The 22,017-nt window shown below is 66.6% G+C and carries 12 protein-coding genes; 4 read left to right on the forward strand and 8 right to left on the reverse strand.

The window, feature by feature from the left end; genetic code table 11:
* Positions 1–4 precede the first annotated feature (4 nt).
* From GUI70_RS18290 to GUI70_RS18305, 4 genes are all read right to left on the reverse strand, one after another.
* Positions 5–1,639, reverse strand: a complete 1,635-nt coding sequence (locus GUI70_RS18290; RefSeq protein WP_161883756.1) for a branched-chain amino acid ABC transporter permease — start codon at positions 1,637–1,639, stop codon at positions 5–7.
* Positions 1,636–2,649, reverse strand: a complete 1,014-nt coding sequence (locus GUI70_RS18295) for a branched-chain amino acid ABC transporter permease (RefSeq protein WP_161883757.1) — start codon at positions 2,647–2,649, stop codon at positions 1,636–1,638. The genes GUI70_RS18290 and GUI70_RS18295 overlap by 4 nt, the downstream gene beginning before the upstream one ends.
* Positions 2,650–2,770: 121 nt before the next feature.
* Positions 2,771–3,928: a branched-chain amino acid ABC transporter substrate-binding protein gene (locus GUI70_RS18300; RefSeq protein WP_161883758.1), complete on the reverse strand. Its 1,158-nt coding sequence runs from the start codon at positions 3,926–3,928 to the stop codon at positions 2,771–2,773.
* Positions 3,929–4,176: 248 nt separating this feature from the next.
* Complete coding sequence (locus tag GUI70_RS18305) at positions 4,177–5,532, reverse strand: glutamine synthetase family protein (RefSeq protein ID WP_161883759.1); 1,356 nt, start codon at positions 5,530–5,532, stop codon at positions 4,177–4,179.
* A gap of 436 nt (positions 5,533–5,968) precedes the next feature.
* Between GUI70_RS18305 and GUI70_RS18310 the strand changes: the two genes are divergently transcribed.
* Positions 5,969–8,122 (forward strand): glutamine synthetase III family protein, encoded by a 2,154-nt coding sequence (locus GUI70_RS18310; protein WP_161883760.1) that lies wholly within the window; start codon positions 5,969–5,971, stop codon positions 8,120–8,122.
* A 156-nt stretch (positions 8,123–8,278) separates the two neighbouring features.
* Positions 8,279–9,121, forward strand: coding sequence for an AAC(3) family N-acetyltransferase (locus tag GUI70_RS18315; RefSeq protein WP_161883761.1), 843 nt, complete (start codon positions 8,279–8,281; stop codon positions 9,119–9,121).
* Between the two features lie 26 nt (positions 9,122–9,147).
* On the opposite strand, the gene GUI70_RS18320 is transcribed toward GUI70_RS18315, so the two are convergent.
* The 3 genes from GUI70_RS18320 to GUI70_RS18330 all read right to left on the reverse strand — a co-directional run bounded on the left by GUI70_RS18320 (position 9,148) and on the right by GUI70_RS18330 (position 11,963).
* A complete protein-coding gene (locus tag GUI70_RS18320; protein WP_161883762.1) occupies positions 9,148–10,137 on the reverse strand; it encodes an NAD(P)/FAD-dependent oxidoreductase in 990 nt (329 codons plus the stop codon).
* Positions 10,138–10,144: 7 nt separating this feature from the next.
* Positions 10,145–10,393 carry a hypothetical protein gene (locus GUI70_RS18325; RefSeq protein WP_161883763.1) on the reverse strand — a complete coding sequence of 83 codons (249 nt, stop codon included), beginning with the start codon at positions 10,391–10,393 and terminating at the stop codon, positions 10,145–10,147.
* 211 nt (positions 10,394–10,604) lie between these two features.
* Positions 10,605–11,963: an FAD-dependent oxidoreductase gene (locus GUI70_RS18330; RefSeq protein WP_161883764.1), complete on the reverse strand. Its 1,359-nt coding sequence runs from the start codon at positions 11,961–11,963 to the stop codon at positions 10,605–10,607.
* Between the two features lie 130 nt (positions 11,964–12,093).
* On the opposite strand from GUI70_RS18330, the gene GUI70_RS18335 reads away from it, so the two are divergent.
* The gene (locus GUI70_RS18335; RefSeq protein ID WP_161883765.1) at positions 12,094–12,453 is read left to right on the forward strand and encodes a hypothetical protein; all 360 of its coding nucleotides are present in this window, start codon (positions 12,094–12,096) and stop codon (positions 12,451–12,453) included.
* Positions 12,454–12,513: 60 nt separating this feature from the next.
* Complete coding sequence (locus GUI70_RS18340; RefSeq protein WP_161883766.1) at positions 12,514–12,963, forward strand: hypothetical protein; 450 nt, start codon at positions 12,514–12,516, stop codon at positions 12,961–12,963.
* 63 nt (positions 12,964–13,026) lie between these two features.
* Here the strand turns inward: GUI70_RS18340 and GUI70_RS18345 are convergent, their stop codons facing one another.
* Positions 13,027–21,990 (reverse strand): translocation/assembly module TamB domain-containing protein, encoded by an 8,964-nt coding sequence (locus GUI70_RS18345; RefSeq protein ID WP_237725024.1) that lies wholly within the window; start codon positions 21,988–21,990, stop codon positions 13,027–13,029.
* Positions 21,991–22,017: the final 27 nt, after the last annotated feature.

Below are 22,017 nucleotides of genomic sequence, written 5' to 3' on the forward strand. Positions count from 1 at the left end.
GCGGTCACTGGGTACCTCCGCCGCGCTCGTTGTCGGCGCGTGTCGCCACGCCCGGCGAGTAGACCTCGGCGGCATTTTCGGGCTTGAGTTCGCCCGCGAGCGAGTCCTGCGGCGTCATGTTGCCGCTCGGATCGTCGTCCTCGTGCATCATCCGGCGCTGCCGCACGCTGGGGAGTAAACCCTCGGGCCGAAACAGCATCATGGCCACCAGAATCCCGCCGAACACCAGGCGCTGGAGTTGCGCCGGATTGACCTGCGGCGGCAGGTTGAGGCTAGCCGTGGCCTCACCCAGCGAGGGCAGCAAACTGATGTTGAGGATGGTGACGACGGCGGCGCCCAGAATCACGCCGGGAATGCTGCCCAGGCCGCCCAGGACCACCATGCTCAGCACCGAGATCGATTGGTTGAGAATAAAAGACTCGGGGCTGATAAAGCCCTGCTTGGCCGCAAAGATGACGCCCATGATGCCCGCGAAGCTCGCGCCCGTGGCAAAGGCGATCAGCTTGGTTTGCACCAGCGGCACGCCCATCGCCTGAGCGGCGATCTCGTCCTCGCGGATGGCGATCCAGGCCCGCCCGATCTTGGAGCGGTCGAGCCGCATGTTGGCCAGAATGATGACGGCGATAATAATGAGCACCACGAAATACAGAAAGAACAGGCTGTACTGGTCGGGCGTAAAGCCGATGGCTCCGGCCAGCGAGTTGAACCACGGGACCGAGGCCGAGCCGATGGGGGTGATGCCCTGCGAGCCGTTGGTGTAGGTGCTGAGGTTGTTGGCCAGCACCCGGATCACTTCGCCCAGGCCCAGCGTGATGATGGCGAGGTAATCGCCTTTGAGCTTGAGCACCGGCAAACCGATCAGCACGCCGACGCTCGCCGCCGCCGCGATGGCCAGAATCAGAAACAGCCAGAAGAAATTGGGATTGACGCCGCTCGTCAGGCCCGCCGCGTTGGCCGCTGCCAGCATGACCAGGCCGCGCACCAGCAAGGTGACCCCGATGACCAGGCCCAGGGCCGCCAGCAGAAACGCCCAGCTGGCGACGGGCGTGCGTTTGCCCCCCACGCGGTTGATGGCCCGCAGACTCAGCGCCGTGACGATCAGGAGGACCAGGCCGCCCACCGCCACCACCGGGCCGTTGTTGGCGCTGTTGTCCTTGAAGTAGGTCAGCACCTTACCGATCTGACCGCTGCCGAAAATGCCCCAGGTGTAGGCCCCCACCGCGAAGAAGGCGATGTAGCCCAGGTCGAGCAGTCCCGCCAGTCCCACCACGATGTTGAGGCCAAGCGACAGCGCGGCGAAGATGCCGATCTGGATGGCCAGGTCGAGCACCGAGGTGTTGTCGCGCCCGGCCCATGGCAAGATCAAGAACAGGCTCAGCCCGCCGACCAGCAGTTTGGCCCACAGACTGGCCTTCCAGCGGTAGGCGAACAGCAGATTGGCCAGAAAGAAGGTGAGCACCAGCGAGGCGACCAGCGGATTCTTGAGGAAATTGGCCAGCGCCGAGGGCAGGCGCGCCAGCCAGCTGCTTTCCTGGCTGATGAGCAGCAGGGCGCTGCTGATGACAGCCAGAACAATCAGCGCGACGCTGCGGTCCGGTGCGGCGACGGGCGGCTGTGAACCCGGACGGATGGCCGTCATACTTTCTCCACATTGCTGCGGCCCAGCAGGCCGGTGGGCTTGAAGATCAGGATCAGCACCAGCACCAAAAAGGCCCCGATGCGCTGATACGACGAATCGATGACGCCCAGGTTGGCGATGTTGAGCGCGCCGCCCAGGATGTTGGTCACGCCGATCAGGTTCTGGATGACGCCCAGCACCAGCCCGCCCAGCACCGCGCCGGGAATCGAACCGATACCGCCCAGCACGGCTGCTGTGAAGGCCACGATGCCGGGATCGAAGCCCGAGTAGGCGTTGACGGTGCCGAACTTGAGGCCGAACAGCACCCCGCTGATGCCGCCGAGCGCGCCGCCGATCAGGAAGGTCAGGCTGATGATGCCGTTGGCGTCGATGCCCATCAGTCCCGCCGTGACCCGGTCCTGCGCCACGGCGCGGATGGCGCGGCCCAGCTTGGTGAAGTTCACCAGGTAGTTGAGCGCGGCCAGCGAAACGAGCGCGACCAGCACCACGATGACTTCCTTGATCTGCAAGCTGATCCCAATACCGCCTAAAAACTTACCGACGCCCGCGCAGCTGCTCTCAGGGCCGCAAAACGGCGTGCTGAAGCCGGTGGGCAACTGGTAGGTCAGATCAAATCGGCCCTGAAAGCCCTCGATGATGCGAATCAAGTCTTGCAAGATCAGCGAGACGCCGATGGCGGTGATCAGCGGCACCAGCCTGGGCGCGTTGCGCAGCGGGCGGTAGGCCAATCTCTCGATCAGGATGTTGAGCAGGCCCGAGGCCACCATGGCGGCGATCAAGGCCAGCAGCAGCTTGAGATAGCCGTTCATCTCGACGCCGTTCAGCACCCGGAAAATCTCGAAGCCCACCACCGCGCCGGTGACGAAGACCTCCGAGTGGGCAAAATTGATGAGCTGCAAGACGCCGTACACCATGGTGTAGCCCAGCGCGATGATGGCGTAGACAAAGCCCAGCACCAGCCCACTGATGACCACGCCCACCAGGAACGGCGCGAGTGTTGCAAAGTCCAAGTAGTCCCTCCTTTCGCGGTGGGAGCACCGCGTCCATCAGTTCAGCGTCAGGTCGGCCCTACAAAAAAAGGGCCGGGCGCGTGGCCCAGCCCCTGATTCGAGGCCGTGAGGCCCCAAAGGCTCAGTTGACCGGAGCCTTGACGTTGAGGGTGGAGTTGAGGCTGAACTTGCCGTTGTTGATGCTCATGATGTACATCTTGGCTGCTTTGCGGTCGCCCATGCTGTTGAACTGCACGGTGCCAGAGAGCAGGCCGGTGGCGCGCACCTTGCGCATGGCGGTCTCGACCTGCTCGCGGCTCGGCAGCTTGTTGCCGTTGTCTTTGGCAGCCAGCAAGACACCTTGCAGCACCACCTTGGCCGCGTCGTAGCCGAAGATGCCGAAGCCCTGGATGTCCTTGCCGTAGGTCTTGCTATAGGCGTCGGCAACCTTCTTGGCCGAGGGCAGCGCGTCGGCGGGGGCCGCGACGGTGGTGTAGAAGACGTTGTCGGAGCCCTTGCCGCCGATGGTGACCATCTGCTCGCTGTCCAGGCCGTCGCCGCCGACCAGGGGAATCATCACGCCCTGCTCGCGCAGCTGCTTGACGAACACGCCGATCTGGTTGTAGATGCCGCCGAAGTAGATAGCGTCAGGCTTGGTCAGCTTGATCTTCTGAATGATGGCCGAGAAGTCGCTCTTTTCCTCGGTGCCCTCATCGCCGGAAATCTTGACGTTCTTGGCCTGAAGGGCCTTCTTGACTTCCGCGACCAGACCCTCGCCGTAAGCGGTCTTGTCGTTGAGCAGGTAGACGCTCTTGGACTTGAGCTTGCTGACCATGAAGTTGGCTCCGGCCGGACCCTGCGCGTCGTCACGGGCGACGATACGGTTCATGTTCTTCAGGCCCCGGTCAGTGACTTGGTTGGCGGTGTTGGCCGGGCTGACCATCGCCACGTGGCTGGGCGCGAGCGCAGCGCTGGACGGAATTGCCACGCCGGAGTTGAGCGTGCCCACGACGGCCAGAATGCTGGTGTCGGCGGCGATCTTGCGGGCGGCGGCGGTGCCGGTGGCCGGGTCAGCCTGGTCGTCGTAGCCGGTGAGGCTCAGATCGAAGCCGAGCTTCTTGAACTGGGCCACGTACTCGTTGACGGCCAGCTGCGCGCCGTTCTTGATCTGGGTTCCGAGGTCGGACTGACCGCCGGAGAGGGGGGAGATGCTGGCGATCTTGAGTGAGGTCTGGGCGCTGGCCGCACCAAGGGTCAAGCTGCCAAGCAGGGTCAGGGCGAGAATGCTGGTCTTCTTCATAAGCCTCCAGGTGCCGCTCAAGCTAAGCACAGGTGTTGTGGGAACTCCCGACAGTCTAAGAGCAACTTAAAGAGATGTCAATGCAAAGCTCATCCCCTATCCCGCAATAGTTCTTAAGACAAGGATGAAATTCTGGGATGTTATTGCTTTCTGATTCCAGTTTGAGCAATTCTCACTGCTTTACCGGTCCAATGATCATGTGGCGGTGTCGCGGGTGGCCGGGGAATGGTGGCCTGAGCGCAAGAAGCTCAGACCAGATCGAGGTACTGCTCGATTTCCCAGGGATGCACCACGGCGGCGTAACTGCGCCACTCGGCCCGCTTGGCGCGCAGGTAGTGTTCGAGCGCGTGGTCGCCCAGCGCCGCCGAGATCACCTCGTCGCGCTCCAGGCTGTCGAGTGCGTCGTAGAGGTCGCGCGGCAGCTCGCGTACCCGGTGGTGGCGCTTCTCGCGCACCGTCATCTGGTAGATGTTGCGCTGGATGGCCGGCGGCGGCACGGTTTTCTGGGCGATGCCGTCGAGGCCCGCCGCCAGCATCACGGCCAGCGCCAGATACGGATTGCAACTCGGATCGGGCAGCCGGAATTCGGCGCGCGTGGAGTTGGCGCGCTTGGCCGGAACCCGCACCAGCGCCGAGCGGTTGGAGGTGCTCCAGGCCACGTTGACCGGCGCTTCGAAGCCTGGCACCAGCCGCTTGAACGAGTTGACTGTCGGGTTGGTCACGGCGCACATGCCCGGCGCGTGTTCGAGCAGGCCGCCGATGAAGTGCAGGGCCGTGTCGGAGAGTTCGAACTCGCCTGCCGGATCGTAGAAGGTGTTGTGGCCGTCTTTGAACAGTGAGAGGTGAACATGCAGCCCCGAGCCGTTGACCCCGGCCACCGGCTTGGGCAGGAAGCTGGCCAGCAGGCCGTATTCCAGCGCCACCCGCTTGACCACGAACTTGAAGGTGCTGATGGCGTCGGCGGCGGCTAGGGCGTCCTGGTAGCGGAAATCGATCTCGTGCTGACCCGGTGCGGCCTCGTGGTGGGCGCCCTCGATTTCAAAACCCATTTCGACGAGCTTGTTGGCGATTTCCCGGCGCAGCCGCTCGCCCTTGTCGAGTGGGGCCAGATCGAAGTACCCGGCGTGGTCGCCGGTGCGGGTGGTGCCGCGCCCGTCCTCACCGCGCTCGAAGAGGAAGAACTCCGGCTCGGTACCCGCGTAGAGGGTCAGGCCCGCCTCGGCAGCGCGGGCGATCTGGCGCTTGAGCACGGTTCGGGGATCGCCGGAAAACGGCTCGCCGCTCGGCAGATTCACGTCACAGATGATGCGGGCCACCTTGCCGCGCTCGCCCTCCTCACGCGAGAACTGCGGATAGATCAGAAAGGTGGAGAGGTCGGGCGCGAGGAGCATGTCGGATTCCTCGATACGAGTAAAGCCCTGAATCGAGGAGCCGTCGAACATCACGCCGCCGGAGAGCGCTTTCTCGAACTGGCTGCGCGGCACCTCGATGTTCTTGATGGTGCCGAGGATGTCGGTAAATTGCAGGCGCAAAAAATTGACCCGGCCTTCCTGAAGCAGTTCCAGCACTTGGGCCTGGGTGGGCGGGAGCGGGTGGTCAGTCATGCAGAAGCCTCGCGGGAGTGAAGTGAGGGCCGGGGGAGCGCCGGGAATGCACGCCGCGCGGGTCCGCCAGTCGAAGTATGAAATGAAAATCGGCACCAGCTTGGAAATTGAAGGCAGCGGTCAGGCCCAGACTAGCGGCTGGCTCCCGCGCCGGGCAAGCTGGCGGAACCGGGCGCTCGGCGCATTTCGACAACCGGGAACAACTTGCAGAATGTATCAGCAAATCTGGAACCTTGTGCAGGTCGGAGTGGGCAAAGCGCGCTCCAGGTAACTCCAGCACTCGCCATGCACCAGAGAATCTGCAAGTTGTCTGACAAATTGTTGACGCTTTTTTCTCGCCGCGTCTATACTCAGCTCCAGTGACCGAAAGTCCCAGCTGACAGAAGACATTTTCGCTGTGCTGACCCCGATCCCCCTTCATTCAAGGAGAACCCAGATGAATCAAGATTTTGAAGTCGTCGCGGCGGCGCGCAACTGGCGCGTGGATGTGGAGCAGCACTACACCCCCAGTCAGATGATCGGCGAGGTCTTCGGCTCGGACGTGCTGACGCTCGAAACCCTGCGCCAGCGCTTATCGAAGCCAATGTTCAAGAGCCTCCAGGCCACGCTGGAACGCGGCGACCCGCTCGATCCCAAGATTGCCGATGCGGTGGCGCTCGCCATGAAGACCTGGGCGATGGACAAGGGAGCGACCCACTATACCCACTGGTTTCAGCCGCTCACTGGCGGGACCGCCGAGAAACACGACAGCTTTCTGTCGCCGAGCAGTGACGGCACCGCACTCGCTCAGTTTTCCGGCAGCGAGCTGATTCAGGCCGAGCCTGACGCCTCCAGCTTTCCCTCGGGGGGCCTCAGGGCCACTTTCGAGGCGCGCGGTTACACCGCCTGGGACCCGAGCAGCCCGGCCTTTATCATGCGCCACGCCAACGGCGCGACCCTGTGTATTCCCACCGCCTTCGCATCCTGGACCGGCGAGGCGCTCGACCTCAAGACGCCCCTGTTGCGCTCGATCGAGGCACTCAACAAGGCAGTGGTTCCGGCGCTCAATCTCTTCGAGACGCCGGTGGGCCGAGTCAGCAGCAGCCTCGGCGCGGAGCAGGAATACTTTCTGATCGACGAGGACTATTTCTACCGCCGCCCCGATCTGGTGATGACGGGCCGGACTCTCTTCGGGGCCAAGCCGCCGCGTGGCCAGGAACTCGAAGACCACTACTTCGGTGCGATCCCTGACCGGGTACTGAGTTTCATGACCGACGCCGAGACGCAGCTCTACGCCCTGGGCATTCCGGTCAAGACCCGCCACAACGAGGTCGCGCCGGGCCAGTTCGAGATCGCTCCGATCTACGAGCAGAGCAACGTGGCCGCCGACCACCAGCAACTGACCATGCAGATTCTGCGCAACACCGCCCGCAAATACGGTCTGGTGGCCCTGATGCACGAAAAGCCCTTCGCGGGCATCAACGGCTCGGGCAAGCACTGCAACTGGAGCATGGGCACCGATCTGGGCGACAACCTGCTCGAACCCGGCGCGACCCCGCACGAAAACTTGCAGTTTCTGTTCTTCTGCTCGGCGGTCATCAAGGCGGTCGACGATCACCAGGATCTGCTGCGCATCAGCGTGGCCTCGGCCAGCAACGACCACCGCCTGGGAGCCAACGAAGCGCCGCCCGCCATCATCAGCATCTTCCTGGGCAGCGAACTCACTGAGATCCTCGACCGCATTTCCAGCGGCCAGGGCGGACGCGGCCAGGTCGCCGGGTTCCTGGGCCTGGGTTCGAGCGTGCTGCCGCAGATTCCGCGCCACGCCGGGGACCGCAACCGCACCAGCCCGTTTGCCTTTACCGGCAACAAGTTCGAGTTCCGGGCAGTGGGCAGCTCGCAGAGCATCTCCTTTCCGATCACGGTGCTCAACACCATCGTGGCCGACGCGGTGCAGGCCCTCACCGCCGACCTCAAGGCCAAGCTCGACGGCGGCATGGACCTTCAGTCGGCGGTGGGCGAACTCGTCCGGGCCACTTACGACGCCCACAAGCGGGTTGTCTTCAACGGCGACGGCTACGCCGACGAATGGCACCAGGAGGCCGAACACGGGCGGGGTCTGCTCAATATGCGCACCAGCCTCGACGCCATCGCGCACCTGACCGACGCCAAGAATGCCGAGCTGTTCGCCCGGTACAGCGTCCTGAGTGACCGTGAACTGGCGGCCCGTCAGGAAATCATGTACGACATCTATTTCAAGACCGTCAACATCGAGGGCGAGACCACCGAATCGGTGGCCGCCACCCAGATCATGCCCGCCGCGCTGGCGTACCTGGCCGAGCTGAGCGGTATCAAGCAGGGCAAGGCTGCCGCCGCCATCTCGGAGGAAGTGGCCGCCGCTGCCGACGAAATGTACGACGCCGTGTGCAAGTTGCGCGAGGAGAACGCGGCGGAGGGCGGCGAGGAAATTCACGACAAGGCCCACCACATGCAGAGCAATGTGCTGCCCGCCATGCAAGCCGTGCGCCTGGCCGCCGACAAGCTCGAAAAAGTCGTGGCCGCCAAACACTGGCCCATGCCGACTTACCGTCAGATGCTGTTCGTCAAGTAATCAAGGCAGCACGAAAGAACCGGGAAAAGGGTCGCCGCGTCACTGCGGCGGCTTTTTCGTGGCAGCCCGGCGCAAACCCAGCACGACTTGCCGAAAGCTTTAAAAATACACGTAAGCGTTTGGGCGGCGGCGGGCTTTCGCGCTAGACTGGAAACGATGCTTAACATGCTGCGCCGCCCCCAGGTCACGGCTGCCATGCTCGCCGAGGGGTTGGCGGGGCTGGGCCTGGACGGTACCCAGCACGCCATCGTGCATGCCAGCCTGCGCTCGTTCGGGCAGGTTGAGGGTGGGGCGGTGGCGCTCCTGGAAGAACTCAGGCGCCACACCGCCACGCTGAGCGCTCCGGCCTTCACCTACGCGACCCTGCTGCGCTCACCCACCTCGTCCGTCTACGCCAGTTTTGCCCGCGATACGCGGGTCAGCCGCGATATCGGGCGGGTGCCGCAACTGATGGTCGAGCAGGCAGACGCGCTGCGGTCGTTTCATCCGGCGCTGAGTTTCGTGGCGATCGGTAAGCAGGCCCGCGCCATCGTTGAGGCGCAGTCGCTCGAAAGTCCCTACGGCCCCATCGGCGCGCTCTACGACCTCGATGCGGTGGCGCTGCTGCTGGGCGTGGACCATTCGAGCAACACCACTTTGCACTACGGCGAATACCTGGCCGGGGTGCCGCTGCTGACCCGCTATGTGCCGCTGGGCGGCAACGTGGTGCCGACTGCCTTTCCCAACTGCTCGGCAGATTTCGAGAACATCGCGCCGTATGTACAGGGCAAGCAGGTCACGGTGGGCCGCGCCCAGCTCGGCGCTTACCGGGTGCGCGATCTGGTCGACGGTGTGCGGACTTTCCTGGCCGCCCATCCCGAGGGCATGCTCTGCACGTATCCCACCTGCCGCTGCCAGGAAGTGCGCCGCTTGATTCGTGCCGAAGGCTTGCGGCCCCGGACGCACAGCGGGCTGCTGGGTACGTCTGGACTCCCCGAACTGACCTCGCGAGTAAGCTGAGCGCCGCCAAGTTCAGGTGGCCCGCTTCACTCGCCGGGCTGCGGCAGCCGCCGGTCACTGCTGTGCCCTGGCCTGGCCTTCAGTGCCGGATTGACATGATGGGCCGCGTGATTGGCAGCCAGCGCCGCCTGCGCTAGCCCCACTGAGAGCAGCTTAAAGTCGCCTCCTGAAAGGCTCACGTCGCCCGCTACGAACACGCCGGGCAGCCGGGTCATCTGCGCCGCATCTACCGGAATGTACTCGCCCTGCCAGCCGAGCGGCCAGCGTTGCAGTGCCGACAGATCCGGCAGGTGCCCGTTGGCAACGTACACACTGTCTGCGGCAACGTGCCGGAGGTCGACCCCGGTGCGCAGCCAAGCGCCCGTTTCGTCCAACTGCTCCACCTCGGTGGGTGCCTGAATGTTCAGATGCCCCGACTGTCTCAGTGTCTCAAGCTGGGCCAGCTGCGCCGGGCTGCCGCGAAACAGTGCCCGGCGGTGCGTCAGGGTGACCCGTGCGTCCGCTGCCGTCAGGTCGAGCGCGGCCTGCACCGCCTGCGGCACGCCGCCCACGATCAGCACGGCCCGGCCTTCAAACGTGGACGGTTCCGCCAGCCCGGTCCGCACGTCGGGGTGCTGGTCACCGAGCCGGACCTCACGCGGCAGCAGTGCGCCCATTCCCGCTGCCACGATTACGGCGTGGGCCGGGTACGCGCCGCAGTCCGTCGTGACGGTCCAGCCGTCCGCCGTCTCGGTCAGCGTCTGTGCCAGTTCGTTCAGACGGTAGTCCGGCCCGAAGGGAGCGAGCTGGGCTTTGAGCGCGGCCACGATGTCGGCGGCGCGGGCCGAGGGCGATCCCGGAAGGTCGTACACCAGCTTGTCGGGATACAGTGCGCTGAGCTGGCCGCCGACTTCCGAATGGGCGTCGATGAGGCGCACGCTCAGGCCGCGCAGCCCTACGTAGAAGGCGGCGTGCAGGCCCGCTGGCCCCGCGCCGACGATCAGCACATCGGTGGGGGCGGCGAACGGGAGCGACATGCCCACATTAAATCAGGCGCGCAGCGAGCGAAAGGGAAGGCGTCACCCGGAAGGGGTCGCTGAGCCACTCAAGTCCAAATGGGAAGGGTAGATACTCTTCAGCGCCAGTGTCGATCAACAGTAGTTTGTAATTCTGACAGCGCAGCCACGTCGCCACCTTAACCAGCACGTCCAGGGTTGCCACACCCGGCTGACGGTTCACCGAACTGACAAATAGAGGTGCGGGCAGTTGCAGGGTCCGGACGATGGCCTTCACCTGCCATGCCACCTCGTCTGCCGACCCACAGGCACAGCCACCAGAAGCTGGGGGCGACAACAAGCCCACCATCCCGGCGCAGTCTCTTCTGGAACGTTCTGAAGCGCCTCGGCGAAGACGTCGAGAGCAACAAAATCGTCTCTGCTTTCGGATCAGCGCTCCTGCCAGCGGCGCGAGAATCAGCTTGAGGGGGTCGTCCACCTGCCGTGCTTCAGCGCCCGCCCCGGATCACGTCGAACATCGCTCCCCGGTGGGCCACCTTGAGCCGGGGGCGGCCTGCCGCCTGCCCGCTGCTCAACTCGTGGGCGTCGAGTCTCAGGTAATCCTCCAGGCTCACCACGTCCACCTGCCGGGCGGCCAGCAGCGCGTCCACGGCGGCGCGGCTTGCCTGGGGCGCTGGGGTCAGGTTCGGCGCGTCTTCGAGCAGGGCTGCCACTGTCTCGGCAGCGTCAGCCTTGTTGGTGCCGATGACGCCGCTGGGACCGCGCTTGATCCATCCGGCGGTGTACTCGCCGCTGCGGTGCTCGATTCGGCCCCGCGTGTTGGGAATTACCCCGCGCTTGTCGTCGAACGGTACACCACTGAGCGCCACGCCCTTGTAGCCCACGCTGCGCAGCACCATCTGCACTGGAAGCACCTCGAACTCGCCGGTACCCACCGCGTTGCCCTGCTCGTCCAGACGGTTTTTCTCGATGCGGATCCCGGACACCTGCCCTCCGGCGTCGCCGATCAGTTCGACGGGCGACACCAGAAAGCGCAGGTGGACCCGCCGGGGCTGGCCCTGCGGCACCTTGGCGGCGAACTCGCGCAGCACATCCACGTTGCGCTTCACCACGTTGTCGCTGATGGCCGCGTAGTCCTCGTCGCTGACGGCAATCTCGCCGGGCAGCACCACCACGTCCGCGCCCGCCAGCTCACCGAACTCGCGCAGCTCCTTGGTCGTGAACTTGGCTTGCAGCGGGCCGCGCCGCGAGAGCAGGTACACGTCCTCGACCTTCGAATGCTCCAGGGCCGCGAGGGCGTGCGGCGCGATGTCGGAGTCGTGCAGCTCGCCCGCCGTCTTGGCCAGGATGCGCGCCACGTCCAGCGCCACGTTGCCCGCGCCCACCACCGCCACGCCCGAGGCGTGCAGCAACATCTCGCGGGCGGCGGCGTCGGGGTGGCCGTTGTACCAGGCGACGAACTCGGTGGCGCTGAGGCTGCCGCCCAGATCTTCGCCCGGTACGTTTAGCCGCCGGTCCGAAGAGGCTCCCACGGTGTAGATCACGGCGTCGTAGTGCGCCTGGAGGTCGTCGGCGCTGAGGTCCTTGCCGAGTTCGACGTTGCCCAGGAAGCGCACCCGCGCATCGCTCAGCACTTTCTGGAAGAGGGCCGTCACCGATTTGATCTTGAGATGGTCGGGCGCGACGCCGTAGCGCACCAGGCCGTAGGGGGTGGGCAGGCGGTCAAAGACGTCCACCTCCACCGGCACCTGAACTTGCTTGAGCAGCGCGTCGGCGGCGTAGATGCCGCTGGGGCCGCTGCCGATCACGGCGGCGCGCAGCGGGCGGTCGGGAGCAAAGGCAGTCATGCTTGAGAGTGTACAAGAGACACCAAGCTGCCGGTGATGGCTTTGTCTGTCACCGCCCCCGGTAGGCCCCCGGTGGGGGGGTGAGCGGCGCCATGATGCACGCTCCTGAAATCCGTTAGAATGTGAGCTGATGCGTGTTGTCTTGGTGGTGCTGGCGGTGGCGGTGGCGGTGTTGTACTTCACCTTCGGACTTCGGGCGGGGGCAGCGACCTTCACGCCGCTGTACCTGCTCAATGCTCAGGGGCAGAGCAGTTATCCGTTCCGGACCTACCAAACGGGCAAGCTGACCGTCACCGGCGGTTGCCAGGGCCGAAGCGGCCAGGCTACCCTGCGTCTGCTGGCTCCTGACGGCACCGAACTCAGCGCCGTGCTGTGCAGGCAGGGGAATTGGTCACTCGATATGAACGGCTCCGGTGAAGCAGGCACCTACCTGCTCAACGTCGAGTACCAGCACTACACCGGGCGGCTGGAACTCAATGCCGTGTACTGAGAGCGGGCGGGGCGGGTCGCAGCGCTTGCCGCAGCCCAACTTGCCTCTATACTGCTGCGCATGGACGATTTGCTCAAAGGACGCCTCGGCGGCGCGGATGGCTATACCATCCGCTGCGCCATCGACGGCGACAAGATTGTGGGCCGTGCGGGCGGCAAGCTCAGCGGCAAGGATATTGACCTCGAAATTACCGAGCGCGGCGTGGCCGGAACGGTGGGCGACGAGAGCGTGAAGATCGAGCTGCAAGACGGCGAACTGCGCGGCAACGTGGGCAAGGAAACCCTGTCGCTGCGCGGCGTGGACCGGGTCACCGGCTACCTCGGCGCGCCGATTGTCGGCTGGAACATCTCGGCGCAGCAGACCGGCGAGAAGCTCGAAGGCCGCCTGGGCAGCACTGTGCTGGGCCGCGAATTCAGCTTGGAACTGGGCAGCGCCCCAGGCTGGGTCGGTACCCTGGTCGCGGTGGTGGCCTTTTACGCGCTCGAACCCCGCGCCAGCCTGAGCCACTAAAAAACTACCACTCAACAAAGCCGCGCCCTGGAACTCGGGGCGCGGCTTTGTTCTGCTCGCTCCCTACCACCTGTAGAGATAGCCCACCGAGAAGCGGGTGCTGAGGCCCGACTGTACGCCCAGCGTCAGGCTGCTGCGGGCACCGAGGTTATAGCCCACCGAGAACGAGGGCCGCACGCTCTGCAAATCCAGGCCGCTGATGGGGGTGCTGGCGCGGAAGGTAAAGCGGTTGTCGGGGGTGGTGTAGGTGGCGTCGAACAGGCCCTTGCCAGTCAGATCGACCTGATACTGCACGTAGAACTGCTTACTCAGGTAGGTGCCCACCGTGAACTTGGCGTCGAGGTTGCCTTCCGGCGTGATCAGGTTGCTGGAAATGCGGAACACGTCCACGCCCAGCGCGCGGGCGATGTTGCGCTGCAACTCGCCCAGCACGAACACGTTCAGGGCGGTGCTGACCGCACTCTGGCCCAGCGAGCCGATGCTGCTGCCGACAGTGGTGATGTCGGGCGTGCCGAGCGCGAGCAGCGAGTAGAGTTCGGCCTGCGAGTACTGCCCCGCGTCGGCGCAGGTGGTGCAGCTGAGCTCGGTGGCAAGTTGCAGCGCCCGCACGCCCGACTGCACCACGAACGAGCCGTTGACTTGAAGTTGCACCCCGATGGTGCTCTGGGCCGCCTGATCGGCCACCCGGCCCTGGGCCGTCAGGCGAAACACTGGGTAGAGGCTGGAGCCGTCGAAGTCGGCCTGGGCGTTTTGCAGATTGAAATTGTTCTCGCGCAGCAGCAGGTTGCCGCGCAGGCTGCGGACATTGCCGCTCAGGCGCGGCGCGGCCCCGCTGCCCGACAGGGTCAGCGCCGCCGAGAGTTCGGCCTGGGCCAGATTCTCGTCGACCCGGATGCCGTTGGGCGCGCGAATGGGGATGTCCTGAAAGACGACGCGCTGCAAAAAGGGACTCGGCGGTTTCTCGCCCTTCTCACTCGGAAAGACCGTCAACTCGTCGGGCAGCGGGCTGACATAGCTACTGGCCGCACCGCTGCTGGCCGTCCCACTCGTGGTGCCGGGCAAGCTGCTGGCTCCCAGGCGGCCCAGGATTAGGCGCTCGAAGCTGAGATTGCCGCCCACCAGAATCTGCTCGCTCGACGATTTGGCGCTGAGGTCGCCGCTGAGACTGCTCTCGCGGGCGTAGATGCTGCGAATCGGCAGATTGTACGCGCGGGCGGCCAGCGTCAGATCGAAGCTGGGGCTGATCTGCCCGCTGAGCTTCAAATTGCCGCCCTGCTGGGCCGTGGCGCTGACGGTCCAGGCATCCTGGGCCTGCAACACGCTGGCGTCGAGCGTGCCGAGGTTGCCCAGGGCGTCGGCGCTGAGACTGCCCAGGTAGCGCAGGGCCGCGCCGCTCAGACGGCTGCCGCTGAGCTGCCCCGAGGCACTGAGCGTGCCCACGCCGCTGATGCTGCCCGCTGCTTGCACCGCTGCCTGGGCCGTGAGCTGGCCGCCGCTGCCGAGGCTGCCGCGCAGGCTGGGCAGCGTCACATTCAGTCCCGAAACGCTGCCCACCAGATTCGAGCCGCTGAGTGAGGCGGTGGGCTGGGCGTAGCTGCCGCCCACGCTGAGAGTCAGGCTGCCCTTGAGCGCCGGGGAGAGGTCACTCAGACTGGGCACGAAGGCCAGCACCGGGGTGAAGGTGGTGTCGGTGAAGGCCGCCTTGAGGTCGACGTTTTGGTGGGTAAACTGGCCGCTGATGTCCCACTGGCCCGCGCCGCTGAGCTGGAAGTTGATTTCGCGCAGTTCGCGGTTACGAAAGTCGAGCGTGCCGGAGCCGACCAGGGTGTCCTGGCCCGCCGTGACCCGCACCCGCTCGGCCACCAGATTGACGCTGCCCGACAAGGGATCCGAGAGCGGCGCGTCGAGGCGGGCGATGCCGGTGACGATGCCGTTGCCCGGCAGCTTGCCGGTGAATCCGGCGATGATGTTGCCCACTGGCAGCGCTTCGAGCTGGCTGCGGACGCTGAGCTGCCCCGCCGTGACTGCCCCGAACAGGGTGGAATTGCCGACGTAGCCGCGCAGTCGCCAGTCACCCCCGGCCAGCGTGCCGTCGATGCGCGAGGGAAAGCTGGCGTCGCCGAGCTTGAGTGCGGCTGACCTCACCACGAAGCTGCCGCTGCCCTGGCTGAGCGTGAGCTGACCGCTGACGGTCCCGCCGATGCCTGCGCCGAGTTTGAGCTGCGCCAGATCGAAGCTCGACACTCCGGCCTGCACCCGGTAACCCGCCTCGCTGGGCTTGAGCACCGTGTATTGGCTGAGCGCCGGGACGATATCGGCCAGATTGCCGTCGCCGCTGACATCGGCGCGGCCCATCGGGCTGACGGCCTCGCCTTCCAGCGTGAAGCTCTGAGCGCTGAGCGTGACCGTGCCGTTGAGATCAGCTTGCAGATTGGCCGCCTGAATCGGGAGATTTTGCAGAGTCACCTGACCGCCCGCGCCCGAGTCGTCCAGGGTCACGTCAGCGCTCAGGCGGCCCGCGCCCTTCTGGAGCTGACCCTTCAGGCGGCCCGCCCAGCTCTTGCCCGCGCCCGTCTGCTGGAGACTGAGCGTGGCCTGGCCATAGGGGGCCTGCACCTGCGCCTGCACTTGCCCCACGCCTCCGGCGAACTTCACCTGGGCGCTGCCGGACCCGGTCAGTGGCAGCTCGAAATACGGCAGAACCGCGCCGCTGCTCAGGTCACTGAAACTCAGGCTGGCCGAGCCGTTGAGGTCCGTGCTGAAGGCCCCCACCGCGCTGACGCGCCCGCTCAGGTTGCCGATGTCCAGCCCGGACAGATCGAGCAGCGGGGCGCTCAGCGAGAGGGCCTTGCCGTCGTAGGTCAGCTTGCCCTGGTGCTGGCCGTCCGAGACGCTCAGATCGGCTGTGCGCAGACTGGCCTCGCCCTGGGCGGTCCACTGGCCGCGCCGGAACTTGAGCTGGGCGCGTGGGTCCGCCGCCGCGCCGGAGAGCGCGAGGTCAAGCTGGCCTTCTGGCCGCGTCAGCTTCCCGCTGCCCGCCCAGACGTATCCGGCCTCCGCTCTGTTCAGGCTGAGCGTGCCGCTGGCCTGCGTGGTCGGGCCGTTTCGCAGCGTCAGTTGTGCGCCGCCCACGCCAGCGCTCAACTCGGCGGCGGCTCCGACGAGTTCCAGCTTGCCCGCCAGTCTGGGTGAAGCCAGCGGCCCCGAAAGGGTCAGTGGTGAGGGCGCGCTCAGCACCGGTCCCACCCCGCTGACGCTTGGCCCGCCGCTGAGCTGGAGGGTGCCGCGCCAGCCACTGGCCTGAGCAGCGCTGATCTCGAAAGTGCTGCCGAAGCCCGCTGCCTTAAGGTTGCCTGCCGCCGTGAGCTGCCCGGAGGTGTAGCTGACCGTGGCCGCCCCGCTGACTGCTCCGCTGGCGCTGATCTGGGTTTTGAGTTCACCGCCGAGCGTGGCTGTGCCGCTGGCTGTCAGATCAAGGCCCGCCGCCGTGGCTTGCAGGTTATTGAAGCTGAACTGCTGGCCGTCGAAAGTGCCCACCGCCTGGCCGCCCTGGCGCACCTCGCCGCGCAGCGCCGTGAGCGGTCCAGTGAGGCTCAGCGCGGTGGGGGGCAAGCTGACGCCGCTGCGGGTGAGGTTGTTGAAGGTGCCGCTGGCCGCCAGTCTGAGGCCACTGACCGGTCCGCTGAGGCCGACGTTGAGCTGGCCCTGACCCCCTACGCCCAGCACCTTCAGTGGGGTCAGAACGGCGCTGGCCGTCACCACCGGGTTGAGGCCGTCGAGACTCAGTTGTCCGCTGCCCAAGCTGCCCGCGCTCAGGGCGTAGCTGCCGTCGCCGTGGCCGCTGAGGACCACTGGCTCGTCAAAGCCCAGCGAACGCAGCGAGGTCAGGTAGGCGGTGGCCTGACCGCTGAGCTTGGGCCACACCCCGCGCAAATCGAAATTGACCCAGTCGCTGCCCACCGACTTGTTGCTGGCTGCCAGCTTCTGCGTCGCCGTGCCGTAAAGGTGCAGGTGGGCGGTCTGGGCCGCCAGATCAAGCTGACTGGCGTCGGCGTAGACGGTGCCGCTGTAAGCGCCCTTCAGCTCAGCCTTGAGTCGCACGCTGGGATCCTTGAGCTGGCCCGACAGGGTGGCTGTGGCCGCGCCCTCGGGCCGCGAGGCGCGCAGCACACCGCTGATCGTTGGGTTCTGATATCCACCGCGCAGCACAACCTCGCCGCTGGCTGCGCTGACGCCGTACTGGGCCAGGTTCAGCCCCTGCGCCCGGAGCTGCAGGCCGTTCTGAAAGCTGCCGACAGCGCTCAGCGTGCCACCGTAAACCTGACCGCGCAGTTCGGCCCGCGCCACCCCACCGCCGTAGGTGGCCGAGCCGCTCAGATTGAAGGGGCCAAGCTCGCGCTGCTGGCCGCTGACAAACAGGCTACGGGCATCGAGCGTCTTCAGACCGTCCCTCGTGGACCCTGCCGCCTTGAGCGTGCCGGTCAGCCGCAACGAATTGACGCCCAGTCCGGGCGGCAGCAGCCGCGAGAGCGTGGCCCGCCGGGCATCGAGCGAGGCGCTGAAGTCGGGCGCGTCGAAACGGGCCGACCCTTTGAGCGCTTGACCGTCGAGGCTCAGCTCGGCTCGGCCCGCCGCGTACTGGCCGCTCAGGGTGCCGCTGAGCTGATTGTCCTTGTCGGTGAGCTGGCCGCTGAAGGCCGCGCTCAGCTTGGCCCAGCTCGCGCCGCCCAGGGTTGCGCGCCCACTGAGGCCCAGCAGATCGGGCCGCTGCCAGAACGCGCCGAGGTCGAGCGTTTTCAGCTCCAGGCTGCCGCCCGGCGTGGTGGGCAGGCTGGCCGACAACTGGCCGCTGAGCTGCGCCGGGCCGAGGCTGGCCTTGAGCTCCAAGCTGCCGCTGCCGCTCAGCTCGGCATCGAGTGCGCCGCCGGGCGCGTCGCCCACCACCTTCAGCACCCCGCTCCAGCCGCGTTTGGCGTCCCAGCCGAGCGGGCCGTCGAGCTTGAGCTGCGCCACTGTGCTGCGGTACGGCGCGTGCAGGGTCAGCTGGGCCGTCTGGAGAAAGCCTGGCATATCGGTGCGGCCCCGTGCCAGGCCGCTGAGTGACTGGCCCAGCGCCGTCACCACGAAGTCCTGGCCGCTGAGTGCCGCGTTCAGGCGGGTGCCGCCGATGCCCAGCCCCAGCACGTCGGTGTCGAGCATGCCCTGAAGGGTCAGGCGCGGCGCGGTGTAGGCTCCACTCGCGCCGATCTCGAAGTGTCCGCCGGCCTGCCCGCTGAGGTCTGCGCCGCCGCTTAGCTGGAGGGCCGGGTAGACCTGTCCGCTGAGGCTGGCCCGTGCTTGGTTGCCGGCCAGCGCCGCGTCCAGCGTAGCTGATTGCACCGTGAGCGCGCCGCCCTGATAACGCGCCGGAACGGTGAACACCACGCCCGCGATCTGGCCGCTGGCCTGCGCCCGTACATCGGCGAGGCTGCCTTCCAGCGTGCCGCTGAGCTGCCCCAACTGTCCGGTCAGCGCCGTCAGGTCAGCGGCGTTAAAGCTGCCGCCGATGGTCCAGCCCGCCAGCCCTGCCCCCGCCGTACCGGAGTGGGCGCTCAGATCGAGGCGCAGGCCGTCCAGCACCCCACCGAGCGTCACCGACTGGGGGCTGACGGTGGCGGCAGCGTTCAGCGAGCGGCCCTGAACGGTCCCGGCGGCTTTGGCAGTCCAGACGGTGCGGGTATCCAGGCTGCGGGCGTCGCCCTGAACACTGCCACGCAAATCGCCAAAGCGGAAGGTGGCGTCGGCCTGCGGGTAGAGCGCGCCGCTGAGCGTGAGCGGGGAGCCGCCCAGGTCGCTGCGGAGGGTGCCGCCGAACTGCCCGGCCCGCAGGTCGAGCTGGCCGCTGGCCGACTGCTCGCCCAAGGTCAGGGCCACGCCGAGCTGTCCGCTGGCCTGCGCGAAGTCGAGCTGCGGCACGCTCAGGTCGGCTCGCACCTGCCCTCTGAGCGGCGTGTTGGCGCCCAGAAACGGCCTGAGCACGCGGGCGTCGAGCAGCCCGCCCTTCAAGCTGAGCGTCTGGCCGTCGTACTGCAGGGGCAGGCGCGAATCTGGCAGCGACAGCACGGCGTCGGCGCTGAGCTTGTCGGCCCAGCCGACCTGTCCGTTCAACTTGATTACCTCGCCCTGCCAGCGCCCGCCGCTGAGGCTGAGCGCCGCGCCCTGCGGCGAGAGCTGGGCGCTGAGCACCCCCGGCACCAGATTGGTGCTGACCTGGGCCGGTAGCGTGGTCGGCAACAATTTTTCCAGCGCCGATAGGTCGAGCTGCACGGTGCCGCCGAGTTGCGGCAGCAGCGTCGCCCGGCCCGAGAGCAGTCCGGTGGGCGCGGCACTGAGGCGATTGCCGTCGCCGATCAGCCGCAGGGAGCCGTTCTGGATTGTTTCTGGTTGGGCCTTGCCTGCCTGATCTGCCAGCGCGTAGCGCAGGGTCGCCGCACCGCTCCACTGGCCGCCCGCGTAGCCGAGTCCGCCCACATTGACCGACGGCGGCGAGAGCGACGCCTCCAGCGGAAAGACCTGGGACGGCAGCGCGGCGCTCAGGCCAGCCAGGTCGTAGCGCTGGGCCTTGAGCTGGACGCTACCGCGCAGGGCCGCGCCGCTGCCGCTGGCCTGCGCGCTGAGGTAGGGGCCATTCACCTTGAGTCGCAGCTCGCTCAGCGTGGACGGCAAGTTCAGCCGCCCGCTGGCGTCAAGGGTGTGCCCGTACAGCGTGCCGGATGCCGTGAAGCGCCCTCTGTCTGCCCTGACGCTGAGTGGCCCCACTTGCGCCGTGCCGCTGAGCTGCCCGCCGACAACGCTGAGCTGTCCCTGCACCGTCTGGCCCGCCAGTTTGAAGTCGCGGGCGTTGACCGTGAAGCTGCTCAGCGAATTCACCCTGATGTCGGCCTGCCCACCCTGGGCGTCGCTGGCCTTCAAGGTGCCGCTGATCTCGGTTTTCTGGCCGCGCAAGGTGCCGCTGACGTTCACGCCGCTCACCGCACCGCTGACATTCAGCGCGTACTGAAGGGTGCGGGCGTTGGCCCGCCCGGTGGCGCGCAGGCCTGCGCCGCTCAAGTCGACGCTGAGGGCCGTCCAGGGGCCGCTGGCGCGGAAGCCGTACTCGCCGAGCTGCCCCACTGCGCTGAGGCTGCCGCTGTAATCCGGCTGCCAGGTGGCGTCCACCCTGACCTGCCCGCTCTGTCCGGCGACACTGAGCTGCTGGCTGCCACTGGCGGCGATTTCGCCATTCCGGTAGGTCAGGCCCAGCTCGCCCCAACGGCCATTCAGGGTCAGTGCCGGGGTCAGGTTGCCTTCCAGCCGCAGCGCCTGAGCGGGCAAATTTACGCTGCCGGTATCGATGGCTGCCGTCTGACCCGCCGCCCACAGCCGCAGGTCGCCGTAAGGACCGCTGACCCGTGCCTGCACCGTCTGCGGGCCGCCCGCGCCACGCCAGGTCAGCGGGCCGGAGAGCTGCACCTGCGGATACACCTGCCCGCCCAGCGCCGCCGTGAGATCACTGAGCTGGGCACTGAGCTGCCCCGTGACGATGCCGCCCTGTCGGGACAGGGTACCGCCGACCTGCCCGCCGAGGACGCTGACCTGCACCTGCGCCGTGCCGCCGAGTCCGGCCAGAGCAAACTTCGCCGTGCCGCTCAGGGCGGGCTGGTTCTGGCCCAGCAGCGGGCGCAGGGCCGCAAGGTCCACGCCGCCGTTCACGGTCCAGTTCTGCCCGTCGAGGCGACCCTTCACCGTCTGCTGGCCGCTTTGCAACTGGAAGTTGAGACCGTTCTGGTAACTCAGCGTGCCGGAGAGCTGGCCGCCGAGCAAGCTGGCCCGTGTGGTGAAGGGAGCGCTCAGGTCGCTCAGCGCCTGCACCTGAACGCCGCGCAGGGTGCCGCTGAGCCTGGCTTGCTGGCCCTCGCCGCTGGCGACCAGGCGCACGCCGTTGCCGCTGGCGATCAACTGCCCGCTGACGTGGCGGTCCGAGGTACGGTAACTGGCTTGCCCATTGATCTGGAAGTCCTGCACATTGAGGTTGCTGGCGTTAAGGCTGAAGGTGTCGCCGTTCCAGTTCAGGCGCTGTTGCCCGGCCAGCCACGCGCCGTTGCGCTTCTGCCAGTCGAGGTTGATGGGGCCGCTGAGTGAACTTGTCACACCCGGCACGCTGGCGCTGAGTTGCCCAGCCAGCCCTTTGACGAGATTGACCGTACCGCTACCGCTGGCCGAGATGCCCGCCAGACTGAGGCCGTCCACCATCCAGCGCCCGACGAACTGCCGGTTGGTGTTCAGGCTGGCCATGCCGCCGCCCGTTTCGGTCAGACTGGCCCGCAGCCCCGCGCTGTCAAGCTGGCCCTGCCCGCTGAGCGTGAGCGGCCCGACTTTGAACTGCCGGGCGCTCACAGCCAGATCGTTGAGCTGCCCCTGTACACCCAACACTCCGCCCCCTGTTTCGGTCAGGGTGGCCTGAATGCGGCCCTGTTTGACTTGGCCCTGGCCGTTCAAAACCAGTTGCCCGACTTTCGCATTGCGGACACTGAGCGTCAGATCGCTGGGGCGGCCTGAGACGCCCAGCTGCCCGCTAACGCCTGACACAACGGGTTTGAGCTGGGCGCTGAGCTGCTGGCTGGCCGGATCGAAACTGGCTTTGATGGGTCCGTTCAGGCCCCGACCCTGTACGGTCAGTCGGTTGTCGGCGGCGATCTGAGCGGTCAGCGCCAGCGGTGCTTTGAGGAGTTGTCCGCCCACCGTGAATGCGCCCGGCTGGCCCGACGTCCACTGGCCCGCCAGCGTCTGCGTTTCGCCGAGCAGATCGGTGGTGGCCCTGACACTGGCCTGCCTGGTGTCGGTGCGGTAGCTGGCCTGTCCATTGATCGTTACGCCCGCTGTCTTGAGGTTGCTGGCATCAAAGCTGAAGGTGTCGCCGTTCCAGTTCAGGCGTTGTTGCCCGGCCAGCCACGCGCCGTTGCGCTTCTGCCAGTCGAGGTTGATGGGGCCGCTGAGTGAACTTGTCACACCCGGCACGCTGGCGCTGAGTTGCCC

The organism is Deinococcus alpinitundrae (assembly GCF_009982895.1).
GTDB classification, from domain to species: Bacteria; Deinococcota; Deinococci; order Deinococcales; family Deinococcaceae; genus Deinococcus; species Deinococcus alpinitundrae.